Annotated in this window: 10 protein-coding genes and 1 tRNA gene; 9 read left to right on the plus strand and 2 right to left on the minus strand. The window is 66.0% G+C overall.

Annotation, left to right across the window (positions count from 1 at the left end):
- Positions 1-27: 27 nt before the first annotated feature.
- The gene (locus FA702_RS02035) at positions 28-2,331 is read left to right on the plus strand and encodes a ribonuclease R family protein (RefSeq protein WP_136954808.1); all 2,304 of its coding nucleotides are present in this window, start codon (positions 28-30) and stop codon (positions 2,329-2,331) included.
- A 757-nt stretch (positions 2,332-3,088) separates the two neighbouring features.
- On the opposite strand, the gene FA702_RS02040 is transcribed toward FA702_RS02035, so the two are convergent.
- Positions 3,089-3,550: a universal stress protein gene (locus tag FA702_RS02040; protein WP_124807354.1), complete on the minus strand. Its 462-nt coding sequence runs from the start codon at positions 3,548-3,550 to the stop codon at positions 3,089-3,091.
- A 172-nt stretch (positions 3,551-3,722) separates the two neighbouring features.
- Between FA702_RS02040 and FA702_RS02045 the strand changes: the two genes are divergently transcribed.
- From FA702_RS02045 to FA702_RS02070, 6 genes are all read left to right on the plus strand, one after another.
- Positions 3,723-5,009: a pyruvate dehydrogenase complex dihydrolipoamide acetyltransferase gene (locus FA702_RS02045; protein WP_136954809.1), complete on the plus strand. Its 1,287-nt coding sequence runs from the start codon at positions 3,723-3,725 to the stop codon at positions 5,007-5,009.
- A 7-nt stretch (positions 5,010-5,016) separates the two neighbouring features.
- Positions 5,017-5,436 carry an acyl-CoA thioesterase gene (locus FA702_RS02050; protein WP_370385492.1) on the plus strand — a complete coding sequence of 140 codons (420 nt, stop codon included), beginning with the start codon at positions 5,017-5,019 and terminating at the stop codon, positions 5,434-5,436.
- Complete coding sequence (locus tag FA702_RS02055; RefSeq protein WP_136954810.1) at positions 5,429-5,800, plus strand: acyl-CoA thioesterase; 372 nt, start codon at positions 5,429-5,431, stop codon at positions 5,798-5,800. The genes FA702_RS02050 and FA702_RS02055 overlap by 8 nt, the downstream gene beginning before the upstream one ends.
- A 2-nt stretch (positions 5,801-5,802) precedes the next feature.
- Positions 5,803-7,215 carry a dihydrolipoyl dehydrogenase gene (gene lpdA, locus FA702_RS02060; protein WP_136954811.1) on the plus strand — a complete coding sequence of 471 codons (1,413 nt, stop codon included), beginning with the start codon at positions 5,803-5,805 and terminating at the stop codon, positions 7,213-7,215.
- Positions 7,216-7,239: 24 nt separating this feature from the next.
- Positions 7,240-8,415: an NAD(P)/FAD-dependent oxidoreductase gene (locus FA702_RS02065; protein ID WP_136954812.1), complete on the plus strand. Its 1,176-nt coding sequence runs from the start codon at positions 7,240-7,242 to the stop codon at positions 8,413-8,415.
- A 95-nt stretch (positions 8,416-8,510) separates the two neighbouring features.
- Positions 8,511-10,160, plus strand: a complete 1,650-nt coding sequence (locus FA702_RS02070) for a choline dehydrogenase (protein WP_136954813.1) — start codon at positions 8,511-8,513, stop codon at positions 10,158-10,160.
- Between the two features lie 1,068 nt (positions 10,161-11,228).
- Here the strand turns inward: FA702_RS02070 and FA702_RS02075 are convergent.
- A tRNA-Ser gene (locus FA702_RS02075) sits at positions 11,229-11,318 on the minus strand.
- A gap of 122 nt (positions 11,319-11,440) precedes the next feature.
- Between FA702_RS02075 and FA702_RS02080 the strand changes: the two genes are divergently transcribed.
- Positions 11,441-12,493: a lytic transglycosylase domain-containing protein gene (locus FA702_RS02080; protein WP_136954814.1), complete on the plus strand. Its 1,053-nt coding sequence runs from the start codon at positions 11,441-11,443 to the stop codon at positions 12,491-12,493.
- On the plus strand, positions 12,477-13,556 hold the full coding sequence (locus tag FA702_RS23455) for an SPOR domain-containing protein (RefSeq protein ID WP_305036247.1): 1,080 nt from the start codon (positions 12,477-12,479) through the stop codon (positions 13,554-13,556). The genes FA702_RS02080 and FA702_RS23455 overlap by 17 nt, the downstream gene beginning before the upstream one ends.
- Positions 13,557-13,559: the final 3 nt, after the last annotated feature.

Below are 13,559 nucleotides of genomic sequence, written 5' to 3' on the forward strand. Positions count from 1 at the left end.
ATTGCCAAGGCGCGGTGAAGCGCCCACATGCCGGCGATGGTTCATGCGAAGTCTTCCCACGGTTCCCGCCCCCCGGAGGGCCTGCCCACGCGCCAGCAGGTGCTCGATTTCATCGCCCGGTCCGATGAGCCCGCCGGCAAGCGCGAGATCGCGCGCGCGTTCGGGCTGAAGGGGCAGGAGAAGATCGCCCTCAAGGCGCTGCTCAAGGACATGGCCGAGGAAGGCCTGATCGACGGCAACCGCACCGCGTTTCACCGCATGGGCGGCGTGCCGCGCGTGACTGTGCTGCGCGTGGTCGATACCGAGGACGGTGAGGCAATCGCCATTCCCGATAGCTGGCACCCCGACGACGGCGCTCCGCCGCCGCGCCTGCGGCTGGTGGAGCAGCGCGGCAAGCAGCGGCAGCAGGCGTTGCGCGTGGGCGACCAGGTGCTGGCGCGGACCGAGGAAGCCGGGAAGGGCTGGATCGCCCATCCGATGAAGAAGCTGCCCGCCCAGACCGACCAGATGCTGGGCGTGGTCGAGATCGACGGCGCGGGCAAGGGATGGCTTGCCCCGGTGGACAAGCGCGTGCGCAATGCGGTGCCGATCAGCGATCTGGGGCAGGCGGAGGTCGGGCAGCTGGTGCTGGCGGAACCCGCCGGGCGTTCGCCCCGCTCGGGCCTGAAAGTGACGACGGTGCTGGGCGATCCGCTCGCCCCGCGCGCGTTCAGCCTGATCGCCATCCACAAGTACGGCATCCCGTTCTCGTTTACGGAAAAGGCCATCGAGGAAGCGAAGCTCGCGGCCGCCTTGCCGCTGAGCGAGGACTGTCGCGAGGATCTGCGCCATCTTCCGATCGTCGCCATCGACCCCGTCGACGCGCGCGATCATGACGACGCGATCTGGGCGGAACCGGATGGCGAGGGCGGCTTCCGCGCGCTCGTCGCCATCGCCGACGTCAGCTTCTATGTCCGCCCCGGCGGCGCGGTCGACCGGGATGCGCGCAAGCGGGGCAACTCCGTCTATTTCCCCGATCGCGTCGTGCCGATGCTGCCCGAAGTGCTCAGCGCCGATGTCTGCTCGCTCAAGGCGGGATCGGACCGCGCGGCGATGGCATGCCACATGGTGATCGACGCGCAGGGCCGCGTGACGTCATGGCGCTTCACCCGCGCGCTGGTGCGGGTCGCCGAAGTGATCGCCTATGAGGAAGCGCAGCGCCGGATCGACGCCAGCGAAGCAGCGCCGCACCTGGCGCACCTGTGGGCCGCGTGGCGGCTGCTGGAAAAGGCGCGGAAGGAGCGCGATCCGCTGGAACTCGATCTGCCCGAACGGCGCGTGATGCTCGACGAACAGGGGCGGATCGCCGAGGTGGCGCTGCGCGAACGGCTCGACGCGCATCGCGTGGTCGAGGATTTCATGGTCACCGCCAACGTCGCCGCCGCCAAGGCGCTGGAGGCGAAAGTCGCGCCGGTGATCTATCGCATCCATGAACCGCCCACGCGCGAAAAGCTGCTCGCGCTGAAGGACTACCTCGCCACGTTCGATCGCAAGCTGGCGCTGGGGCAGGTGATTACCCCGTCGCTGTTCAACCGGATGCTGAAGGACGTGACCGACGAGGCGGAAAAGGCGCTGGTCATGGAAGCGGTGCTGCGCAGCCAGACGCAAGCCTACTATGGCCCGCGCAACGCCGGCCACTTTGGCCTGTCGCTGGGCAGCTACGCCCATTTCACCTCGCCCATCCGCCGCTATTCGGACCTGCTGGTCCACCGCGCACTGGTCGATGCCTATGGTCTGGAACAGCCGCGCCCGCAGGACCACGACCTGCCGCCGACGAGCGGCCTGGCCGACCGCGACCGCAACGATCTGGCGCGGGTAAGCGAAGCGATCAGCGCCAGCGAGCGGCGGGCGATGGAAGCCGAGCGCGAAACGATCGACCGCTATGTGGCGGCATGGCTGGCCGGCCGCGTGGGCGAAGTGTTCGATACGCGCATCACCGGCGTCCAGAAGTTCGGCCTGTTCGCCACGATCATCGGGCTGGGCGGGGACGGGCTGGTGCCGGTTTCGGTGCTGGGCGCCGAACGCTTCGCCTATGACGAAAAGGCGCAAGTGCTGGAAGGCGAAAACAGCGGCGAACAGTTTGCGATGGGCATGATCCTCAAGCTGCGGCTGGCCGAGGCCAACCCGCTGACGGGCGCGCTGAAGTTCGAGCCGGTCGACGTGGCCGAAGGCGTGAGCCGGATCGAGCGCCGGGGTGGCAAGCTTCCGGGCAAGCCGAAGCCCAAGGGCAAGTTCATGACCGGAAAGCGCGGGCGGCCGTCCAACATCCGCCATCAGGGCAAGCGCAAGTAGGGCAATTATTCCCGTTCGCGGATGATCCTGGGATCACTCACTTCGCTGTGAGCCATGGCGGCAGCGCACTGTCATTCACGCGAAGGGGCAAAGGCTTGATCGAAAGCAACCTTTCAACGCGGTACTCGCTACCCCAGCCAGACATGTGACCGAATCCGACGGGTATCAAGTAGCCGATCCCAAAGAATGATACCTTTTTACTACCTATGAAGCGGATCTTATACGGAGCGGGCGGCCAAATACGCACTTTACCCGTATGAGGTTCAAAGCTGTGCTGCATTATGCGATCGTAGTTTTCTCCACGTCCCTTATCGTAGAGGTAGTCGATCCATGAGCCGTCATGGCAACTTTGGCCCTCAACATCCTCTGGTCGAGCATTCTCGAAAAATTCGGAGCATTCGAAAGCGACACTCCAGATGCCTTCGATTGTTCTCGTTCTCTCGACGTAGGAAAGTATGCATGTCCAAGCGACAGCAAGAGCGCATAATCCTAAAAAAACCTTCGCAACTTTCATTCCTTTGACTTAAGGCTTTGGAGCGAAAGCGGCAACCCATTGCAGGCCGTCATCATCGCTGAACTTCCGCAACTGGGCGACAACCGTCGAGACTTCTTCCGGCCTCTCCCTCCTTCGCCGTCATGCCAGCGTAGACTGGCATCTCTGGCCTCCGGCAATCCGGCATGAGATCCCGGCCTTCGCCGGGATGACGGGATTTTGATTTTGGGCGACGGGTCTCGGGCATGTCCGGACAGTACGTTCCTAGCTCAGCGCGTCGATCGCCTCGTCGTCCATGCCGCCGGGAACGATCATCAGCGGGCAGGGCAGTTGCCCGGCGTGGGTGCTGAAATGGGTAATCATCGGGCCGGGCGCGCCGTCGGCCGCGGCGCCCAGCACCAGCGCCGAAACCTCGGGATGTTCGCGCAGGTAGTCGCGCACGACGTCCGGACCGTTGCCCTGGCGCACCGAGATGATCGGCGTCAGCCCGGATTCGCTGGCCACGCTGCCGGCCGCGGTAGTGACCAGCACTTCGGCGCGATCCTTGGCCTCTTCCTCGATCGTGGCTTGCACGCCCGCGAAAGCAACGAATTCCTGCTTCGGAACGAGTGCGAGGATGTGAACGGTGCCATCGGTGCGAACGGCGCGGCGGGCGGCGAAACGCAGCGCTTGCCGCGCCTCGTCCGTTTCGTCCATAATGACCAGGTAGACACGCTGCTGAAGCATGGCCTTTTCCTTCCCGGACCTCTCTACCGGCAAATTCGTATGCAGGGCAAGCCTCAAGCCACTTGACCCGCAAGGCAAGGCCGTTGAAATGACGACAAGAGGTGAGGCAGCCTGAAATAACCTATTTGGTTGCTTTTTGTTCAAATCAATAACCAAGGATGGAAACTGCGCCATGCCCATAGCCATCAAGATGCCCGCGCTTTCGCCGACGATGGAAGAAGGCACGCTTTCCAAGTGGCTGGTGAAGGTGGGCGACACGGTTTCGTCCGGCGACATCATGGCCGAAATCGAGACCGACAAGGCCACGATGGAGTTCGAGGCGGTCGATGAAGGCGTGATCGTTTCCATCGACGTGGCCGAAGGCAGCGAAGGCGTGAAGGTCGGCACGGTGATCGCCACGCTTGCGGGCGAGGACGAAGACGCCAGCGCGCCCGCACCGAAGGCCGCCCCGGCGCCCGCGCCAGCCACCACGCCGCCCCCTGCCGCGACACCCGCGCCTTCGCCGGCTCCCGCTCCCGTGGCTGCCGCCGCGCCCGCGCCCAAGGGAGATCGCGTCGTGGCGAGCCCGCTCGCCAAGCGCATCGCCGCCGACAAGGGCATCGATCTGGCGGGCGTGAAAGGCACCGGCCCCAACGGCCGGATCGTGAAGGCCGATGTCGCAGGCGCGCAGCCCGCCGCCGCGCCTGTTGCCGCTTCGGCCCCGGCGCCCACGCCGGCAGCAGCCCCGACGCCCACCCCGGCTCCCGCCGCCAGCGTTCCCGACTTCGGCATTCCCTTCGAAGCGCAGAAGCTCAACAACGTCCGCAAGACGATCGCGCGCCGCCTGACCGAAGCCAAGCAGACCATCCCGCACATCTACCTGACGGTGGACGTCCAGCTCGATGCGCTGCTCAAGCTGCGTGGCCAGCTCAACAAGGCGCTGGAAGCGCAGGGCGTGAAGCTTTCGGTCAACGACCTCATCATCAAGGCGCTGGCCAAGGCGCTGCTGCAGGTGCCCAAGTGCAACGTCAGCTTCGCTGGCGACGAACTGCGCAGCTTCCGCCGGGCGGACGTCTCGGTGGCCGTGGCAGCGCCTTCGGGCCTGATCACGCCGATCATCGTCGATGCCGGGGCCAAGTCGATCTCGACGATCGCGACCGAGATGAAGGAACTCGCGAACAAGGCGCGCGAAGGCAAGCTGCAGCCGCACGAATACCAGGGCGGCACGGCTTCGCTGTCCAACCTCGGTATGTTCGGCATCAAGCAGTTCGATGCGGTGATCAACCCGCCGCAGGGCATGATCATGGCGGTCGGCGCGGGCGAACAGCGGCCCTATGTGGTCGATGGCGCGCTCTCGATCGCCACGGTGATGAGCGCCACGGGCAGCTTCGACCATCGCGCGATCGACGGCGCGGATGGCGCGGAACTGATGCAGGCGTTCAAGGCGCTGATCGAAAACCCGCTCGGCCTGATCGCCTGACGCTGCCGTGTCGGACATCGACAACCCGCCGCTGCCCGGTTCGGAGCCGGCGATCCGCATCACGGCGATGCCGGCGGACGCCAATCCGGCCGGAGACATCTTCGGCGGGTGGCTGATGGCACAGATGGACATGGCGGCGGGCATCGTCGCCACTCGGCATTCGATGGGACGCGCCGCCACGATCGCGGTGGAAGGCATGAAGTTCCACCACCCCGTTCACATCGGGGATGAAGTGACGGTCTATGCCGATCTTGCGTCGGTGGGGCGGACATCGATGGTCATCGACGTGGAAGCCTGGCGACGCCCGCGCACGGGGAACGAGCGGCAGCGCGTGACGCAGGCGCGGTTCATCTTCGTGGCCATCGACGAGATCCGGCAGCCGCGCGCGGTGCCGCCGATTCCCGTGGGAGAGAACGCGCATGGCTGAGGAACTGGTCATCCGCGTGACCGCGATGCCGACGGACCTGAACCCCTATGGCGGGGTGTTCGGAGGCTGGCTGATGAGCCAGCTGGCGCTGGGGGCGGGCTCGCTCGCCTCGCGCCGGGGCAAGGGCAAGGCCGTGGTGGTCGCCGCTACCGACTTTACCTTTCCGGGCGTGATGGCGGTGGGCGACGAACTGACCGTCCATGCCGAAATCGTTGCGCGGGGGCGCACCTCGCTGACGATCATCGCGCGGGGGGAAGGGCGCGAGCGGAATGGCGAAGCCGTGACCGAGGTCGCGCGCGGACAATTCAAATTCGTGTTGCTGGCCGATGATGGCCGGCCGCGCGCCATCGATGCAGTGGAGTGAACATGGCTGAACAGTATGACCTGATCGTCCTCGGATCCGGCCCCGGCGGCTATGTCGCGGCCATCCGTGCCGCGCAACTCGGCCTCAAGACCGCCATCGTCGAGCGCGAGCTGCTGGGCGGCATCTGCCTGAACTGGGGATGCATTCCCACCAAGGCGCTGCTGCGCTCGGCCGAGGTGTACAACCACATGAAGCACGCCAAAGCCTATGGTCTCGCGGCGGACAACATCCGCGCCGACATCGCGGCGGTGGTCGCGCGGTCGCGCGGGGTGGCCAAGCAGCTCAACCAGGGCGTCACGCACCTGATGAAGAAGAACAAGATCACCGTTCATATAGGCACCGGCGTGCTGAAGGCGCCGGGCACGCTGGAAGTGACCGGCGACAAGGGCGTGGAGACGCTGACCGCCAAGCATATCATCGTCGCCACAGGCGCGCGGGCGCGTGATCTGCCGTTCGCCAAGGCCGACGGCAACCGCGTGTGGACCTATCGCCACGCGATGACGCCGAAGGAACAGCCGAGCAAGCTGCTGGTCATCGGCTCGGGCGCGATCGGTATCGAATTCGCCAGCTTCTACAACGACATGGGCACGGAAGTTACGGTCGTCGAGATGATGGACCGGATCGTGCCGGTGGAAGACGCCGACGTTTCCGCCTTCCTCGAAAAGGCGCTGGTCAAGCAGGGCATGACGATCCTGACCGGGGCGGGCGTCGAAAGCCTCGACGTCGGCGCCAGCGGCGTGAAGGCGAAGATCAAGGGCAAGGACGGCAAGATCGTCGAAAGCCAGTTCAGCCATGTCATCGTCGCTGTGGGCATCGTGCCCAACACCGAGAACATCGGCCTGGAAACGCTGGGCGTGAAGGCCGAACGCGGGATCATCCAGATCGATGGGCATGGCCGCACCAACGTGAAGGGCGTGTGGGCGATCGGCGATGTCACTCCCGGCCCGTGGCTGGCGCACAAGGCCAGCCACGAAGGCGTGATCGCGGCGGAAGCCATCGCGCAGGAACTGGGCAACAAGGATGTCCATCCGCACGCCATGGATCGCGGCAACATTCCGGGCTGCACCTATTGCCACCCGCAGATCGCCAGCGTTGGCCTGACCGAAGCCAAGGCGAAGGAAGCGGGTTATACGCTCAAGGTCGGCACGTTCCCGTTCATCGGCAACGGCAAGGCGATCGCGTTGGGCGAGCCGGAAGGCTTCGTGAAGACGGTGTTCGACGCCAAGACCGGCGAACTGCTGGGCGCGCACATGATCGGCGCGGAAGTGACCGAGATGATCCAGGGCTACGTCGTCGGCAAGACGCTGGAAACGACCGAAGCCGAACTGATGAACACCGTGTTCCCGCATCCGACGATCTCGGAATCGATGCACGAAAGCGTGCTCGCCGCCTACGGCCGCGCGCTGCACATCTGATCCCGGCCACCCCGGCGTTCCGGCATGACCGCGACTCATGATGCGATCGTGCTGGGCGCCGGCGCGGCGGGGCTGATGTGCGCGGCCACCGCCGGGCAGAACGGCCGCCGCGTAGCCTTGCTCGATCACGCGGACGAGCCCGGCCGGAAGATCCTGATTTCCGGGGGCGGGCGGTGCAACTTCACCAATATCCACACCGCGCATGACCGCTATCTTTCGCAGAATGCCCACTTCGCGCGGTCGGCGCTGAGCCGCTATACCCCGGCCGACTTCATCGCGCTGGTCGACCGCTATGGCATCGCCTGGCACGAGAAGACGCTGGGGCAACTGTTCTGCGATGGATCGGCGCGGCAGATCGTGGCCCTGCTGCTCGACGAATGCGCGGCGGGGCAGGTCGAGGTGCTGTGCGCCATGGCGGTGGGCGAGGTCGGCCACGCCGATGGCCTGTTCCGCGTGGAGGCGGGCGGAAGGACGTTCACCGCGCCGGCGCTGGTCCTGGCCACGGGCGGGCCGTCCATACCCAAGATGGGCGCGACCGGCTTCGCCTATGATATGGCGCGGCACTTCGGGCTGAAAGTGGTGCAACCACGCCCCGCACTCGTGCCGCTGACGCTGGGCGGGGACGAGGCCCTGTTCCGCGATCTGTCGGGCGTTTCGGCCGATGTGACCGCGCGCGCCGGCAAAACGGCGTTCCGCGAGGCGGCGCTGTTCACGCACCGGGGGCTGTCCGGCCCCGCCATTCTCCAGATCTCGTCCTACTGGCGGCATGGCGAACCGGTGGGCATCGATTTTCTGCCGGACCGGCCGCGCGAATGGCTGCTGGCAGCCAAGCGTGACCGGCCCCGCGTGGCGCTGCGCAAGGTGCTGGCCGAAGCGCTGCCCGAACGGCTCGCCACTGCCCTGTGCGAACGGCTTGGCGGTGGCGGCGAGCTTGGCGGCATGACCGACAAGGCCTTGCGCGCGGCCGAAGCCCGGCTTGCCGACTGGCGCTTCCACCCCAACGGCACCGAAGGCTTCGCCAAGGCCGAAGTCACCGCCGGCGGGATCGATACCGCCGGCCTTTCCTCCCAAACGATGGAGGCGCGTACCGTGCCCGGCCTCTACGCGATCGGAGAGGCGGTTGACGTCACCGGATGGCTCGGCGGGTACAATTTCCAGTGGGCCTGGGCCAGCGGCCGGGCGGCCGGTCTAGCGCTTTAGAGCAGCAATTTAACCGATCGCCTAAACACCCTTGCGCTCGGGCGCGTTCTTGATGACAAGCGTGTCAATAAGAACGGTATCGGGATGGGCGTGCCATGGCTTCGGGCGAATACGATTACATCATCATCGGCGCGGGCAGCGCGGGATCGGTGCTGGCGGCGCGGCTCAGCGAAGATCCCGCAGTCCGGGTACTGGTGCTCGAAGCGGGCGGGCGCAACACCTCGGTGCTGGTGCGGATGCCGGCCGGGGTGGGCACGCTGATCAAGCAGAAGAGCAAGTTCAACTGGGGCTTCTGGAGCGAGCCGGAACCGTTCATGGACGGCCGGCGCCTGTGGCATCCGCGCGGCAAGGGGCTGGGCGGCTCGTCGGCGATCAACGGCATGGTCTATATCCGCGGCCATGCGCGCGATTACGATCACTGGCGGCAGCTTGGCCTCGATGGCTGGTCCTATGCCGAAACGCTGCCCTACTTCAAACGCGCCGAGAACTTTCAGGACGGCGCTTCGACCTACCACGGCGAAGGCGGGCCGCTTTCGGTCAGCTGGGGCGAACGGTCCGACCATCCGCTCTATGCCGGCGTAATCCGGGCCGGGGGCGAGGCCGGGCACAAGATCACTCCGGATTTCAACGGGTTCGATCAGGAAGGTTTCGGCCGGTATCAACTTACGATCCGCGATGGCCAGCGGTGGAGCGCGGCGCGCGGCTATCTGCAGCCGATCGTCGGCCAGCGCCCCAATCTGACCGTGGTGACGGGCGCGCGCACCCACCGCATCGTCATCGAGAACGGTCGGGCAACGGGCGTGGAATACAGCCTGGGCAAGGGCAAGCCGGTGCAGACCGCGCATGTCGCGCGCGAGGTGCTGCTCTGCGCCGGGGCGTTCCAGTCGCCGCAGATCCTCAACCTTTCGGGCATCGGCGATCCCGAAGCGCTGGCCCGCCACGGCATCCGCGCGGTTCATGTGCGCAAGGGTGTGGGCGGCAACCTGCAGGATCACCTTGATGTCACGCTCAACTGGACCTGCCAGCAGCCGATCACACTTTACAACGATACGAAGGGCCTGAAGCAGCTCAAGGTCGGGCTGCAATACCTGCTCACCGGCAAGGGGCCGGGGCGGCAGAACGGGCTGGAGGCGGGCGCTTTCCTCAAGTCCCGCCCGGACCTCGACCGGCCGGACCTGCAGTTCCACTTCGTGCTCGCGATCATGCAGGAACACGCCAAGATTTCGGTGAAGCAGGATGGCTTCACCATGCACGTCTGCCAGCTGCGGCCCGAAAGCCGGGGCACCGTCTCGCTATCCTCGGCCGATCCTTACGACGATCCCGCGATCCTAGCCAACTTCCTCTCGACCGAGGAAGACCGCCGCGCGGTGCGCGAAGGCGTGCGCATGGCGCGCGCGGTGATCGCCCAGCCCGCGCTCGATGCGTTCCGGGGCGCGGAGTTCGCGCCGGGCGAGCAGGTGCGGACCGACGAGGAAATCGACGCGTTCATCCGCGCCAAGGGCGAGACGATCTATCACCCCGTGGGCACCTGCCGCATGGGCCTGCCCACCGATCCGCTCGCCGTGGTGGACAAGGACCTGAAGGTGATCGGCCTCGAAGGCCTGCGCGTTGTCGATGCCTCGGTCATGCCCACCCTGATCGGCGGCAACACCAATGCCCCCACGATCATGATCGCGGAAAAGATCGCCGACGTGATCCGGGGCAGGGCGCCGCTGCTGCCCGAAGAGGTGCCGGTGGCGGGGTGAGGCGCTGCACACCTTCTGCTTCTTAGCCCTGTCGATTAGGTTCGCGCGGTGGGTCAAGCAGCGGTGCGTTTCAATCCTGCTTCGGATGTACCAAACGCTCGATTTGTTGATGGCCGGCGAGTGAAAGCTATGAGAAGTCATTTCCCACAGCCGCGATCCGAATACGCCCGCCCACGCCTTCCGGCCCGGCGTCGCTCCCATGAAATTCGATCTGAAAGCTCGTGTGCCTTTTGCGACGGAACATATCCCGATAGTCAACTCTGCCCCTTGCATAGACAACTGCCCGGCCTTGTAAAATCGCCGAATGAACGTCTCTCGACAAAGGGGCATCCATTTCCAGCTTAATTAGACTTGGCGAGTCGGGGTGAATCGTGATTGCTGGTCGATTTTCGTGTAACTGGTCGATGTTATTGGGTTCATGACTCCACGCCCAATCCGGGGGACGCACAACCACGCAGCTTTGCACACAACATTCCACTGCGGGCGTGGCACCATAGTTGATAATATGGAAGGGGAGAGAAAGCCTGCGTTCAGGCTGCACCGAACCTTGGCCTATCGGCTCTACACGTAGGTATGCGCGAAGCTCGCGGCGTGATATTTCCCGTGTTTCCCATAGCGTCCACAAGAGCAACGCGGTCCCAAGGCCGCTGATCAACACCCCCCACAGAGAATAGCGAGCCGCCGTCTCAGCCGCGTCAGCCGACTTCCATGCGGCACACGCTTCTGTGGTGCTTTCATACCTGCCTGGCCCGCAAGTTAGCTGTCTCGGTGGACGGGGTTTCACTTGCGCGCGCAGGGCCACGATCGCTTCGGGCTGATCCCGCTGCGCGCTTGGCGACGCAGCCACTAAGACAACGGCAATTGCTGCAAGTGCCAAACTTTGGCCAGCTTTCATGGTTTGACAATTCTCAAGCCGATTTCGCCCCTTTTGGTGAGCTGCGCTCACAACCCCGTCGTTCATTATCGACCGAAATTGATCCGCGCTCAAATATGGGTAGAGGTTTGGATAGAGATAGCGTCTGTCGATATTATATTTTTTATAAATTGAATGCCATAAACGGATTTAAATGGCGGACAGGGTGGGATTCGAACCCACGGTGAGCTTGCACCCACGGCGGTTTTCAAGACCGCTGCCTTAAACCACTCGGCCACCTGTCCGCACCGGCGCGGCCCTTGGGCGCGCGGCGTGGAGGGGCGATAGCGGCGAACCGCTCCGTCGTGAAGAGGAATTGCGCCGCGGGGGATTCCCAATCGCTCCCCCCTGTGCGAGTGTCGATCGGATGACGCTTCTTGCCAGTATCCGATCATCGTGGCGCGTGACTGCGGCCGCGCTTGCCGCCCTTGCGCTGGGCGCGCCCGCCAGCGCCCAGAACAGCAGCGAGGAAGCGGGCTTCCAGGGCTATCTCCAGCTTCTTGCCGCCAAGGCGCGCGCGGAAGGGGTGCGCGAATCGACGATCAACAGCGTGCTGCCGGGGCTGACGTTCAACCCGCGCGTGATCGCGTTCGACCGGAACCAGCCCGGCGGCGGCCCGTCCTCGTCGATTCCGGCGTTCGAGCCCTATCGCCGCAAGCATGTCGACGCGGCGCGGATCAGCGGCGGCCGGCGGCAGTACGCGGCGGTGGCCGGGCAGGCCGGCGCGCTGGAGCGGCGCTATGGCGTGCCGCTGCCGATCATCCTCGCCATCTGGGGGCACGAGAGCCACTATGGCGGCTACACCGGCGATTTCGATCTGGCGCGCTCGCTGGCGACGCTGGCCTACGAAGGGCGGCGGCGCGACCTGTTCACCGAGGAATTCATCGCCCTGCTCAAGATGATGGACCGGGGCGTGCCGCGCTCCAAGCTGGTGGGCAGCTGGGCCGGGGCGTTCGGCAACCCGCAGTTCCTGCCCAGCGTCTATCTGCGCGTGGCGCAGGATGCCGACGGCGACGGGCTGGCCGACATCTGGAGCAGCCGGGCCGATACGCTGGCATCGATCGGCAACTATTTCCGCGATGCCGGATGGCGGCCGGGCGAGCCCTGGGGCATCGCCGTCAGCGTGCCGGACGGGCTCGACCGCGCTACGCTCGGCACGGCGCTGGCCAGCCCGCGCTGTCCGCAGGTGTTCGCGCGGCACAGCCGCTGGAAGACCATGCGCGAATGGCGCGCGCTGGGGCTGGCGCCGAAATCCGGCGTCTGGCCGGGCGACGATGTGCTCGCCTCGCTGCTGGAACCGGACGGGAAAGGGCGGACCGCCTACCTGCTAACCGGAAATTATCGAGTTATCCTCGATTACAACTGCTCGAACTTTTACGCTCTGTCCGTAGGACTTCTTGCAGATGAGATCAGCCGTTAGCCGTTTCGCTTCCGCCACCGCGATGATCGCGGTCACTGCTCTTGCCTTTTCCGCACCCCTCATGGGCGGGATGGCGCTGGCGAAAGGCCAGCCAGCCTCTGACGAGGACCGTGCCGGCCCGGCGGGCGATTACCCGATGGTGCTGGGTGCGCCGTTCGTGGTCGATGGCGTGACCTATACGCCAGCGGATACGATGAACTACGACGCCGTCGGCTATGCCGGTCAAGACGACGGCGCTGGCATCAGCGGCGCGCACCGCACGCTGCCTCTGCCCAGCTACGTGGAAGTGACCGCGCTCGATTCGGGCAAGACCATCCTCGTCCGGCTCGAGCGGCGCGGACCGATGATAGGCAAAAAGCTGGTGGACCTCTCGCCCGCCGCGTGGGCGCAACTGGGGCTGGCGCCGGGATCGCAGGCGCCGGTGCGCGTCCGCCGCGTCAATCCGATCGAGCCGGAACGGGCCTTGCTCCGGCAGGGCGAACGAGCGCCGGCGCGCATGGATACGCCGCCAGGCCTGCTCACCGCGCTGCGCCGCAAACTGGGCACCGCGACCGGCGTGACGCTGGCGCCTGCGGGAACTCCGGCCCCAGCGGCCACGCCACACCCCGTGCTTCCCTCCGTCGCGCCGCCCAAGCCGGCGGCTTCCCCGACGCCAAAGCCGACGCCACGCCCCGCTCCTTCCGCGCCGGTGACGGCGGCAACGCCCGCGCCGAAGCCGGCACCAGTCGCGAAACCGTCTCCGCATCCCGTCGTCGCGCCTGCCCCCACGCCGAGGCCGGTGCCCACGGCGACGCCTTCGCCCAAGCCCACGCCAAAGCCGTCTCCCAAGCCCGCTCCCGCCGCTGCGCGCCAGACCGCGGGCCTCTACGTTCAGGTCGGCGCGTTTTCCACGCGGCCACGGGCCGAAACGGTCGCCAAGGCCGTCGGCGGAGGCGTGACGGCCGTGGGATCGCTGTGGCGCGTGCGCAGCGGCCCCTTCGTCACGCAGGCGGAAGCAGATGCGGCCTTGGCGAAAGCGCGTCGCTCCGGCTATGCGGATGCGCGGATTCTGCGCGCGCCCTGAAAG

The sequence above is a fragment of the Novosphingobium sp. EMRT-2 genome (assembly GCF_005145025.1).
GTDB lineage: Bacteria > Pseudomonadota > Alphaproteobacteria > Sphingomonadales > Sphingomonadaceae > Novosphingobium.

Excerpts from the sequence above, each read along its gene's own strand:
- lpdA (WP_136954811.1), top strand. The coding sequence starts at position 5,803 with ATGGCTGAACAGTATGACCTGATCGTCCTCGGATCCGGCCCCGGCGGC.
- FA702_RS02035 (WP_136954808.1), top strand. The coding sequence starts at position 28 with ATGCCGGCGATGGTTCATGCGAAGTCTTCCCACGGTTCCCGCCCCCCG.
- FA702_RS02045 (WP_136954809.1), top strand. The coding sequence starts at position 3,723 with ATGCCCATAGCCATCAAGATGCCCGCGCTTTCGCCGACGATGGAAGAA.
- FA702_RS02040 (WP_124807354.1), bottom strand. The coding sequence starts at position 3,550 with ATGCTTCAGCAGCGTGTCTACCTGGTCATTATGGACGAAACGGACGAG.
- FA702_RS02080 (WP_136954814.1), top strand. The coding sequence starts at position 11,441 with ATGACGCTTCTTGCCAGTATCCGATCATCGTGGCGCGTGACTGCGGCC.
- FA702_RS02065 (WP_136954812.1), top strand. The coding sequence starts at position 7,240 with ATGACCGCGACTCATGATGCGATCGTGCTGGGCGCCGGCGCGGCGGGG.
- FA702_RS02055 (WP_136954810.1), top strand. The coding sequence starts at position 5,429 with ATGGCTGAGGAACTGGTCATCCGCGTGACCGCGATGCCGACGGACCTG.
- FA702_RS02070 (WP_136954813.1), top strand. The coding sequence starts at position 8,511 with ATGGCTTCGGGCGAATACGATTACATCATCATCGGCGCGGGCAGCGCG.
- FA702_RS23455 (WP_305036247.1), top strand. The coding sequence starts at position 12,477 with ATGAGATCAGCCGTTAGCCGTTTCGCTTCCGCCACCGCGATGATCGCG.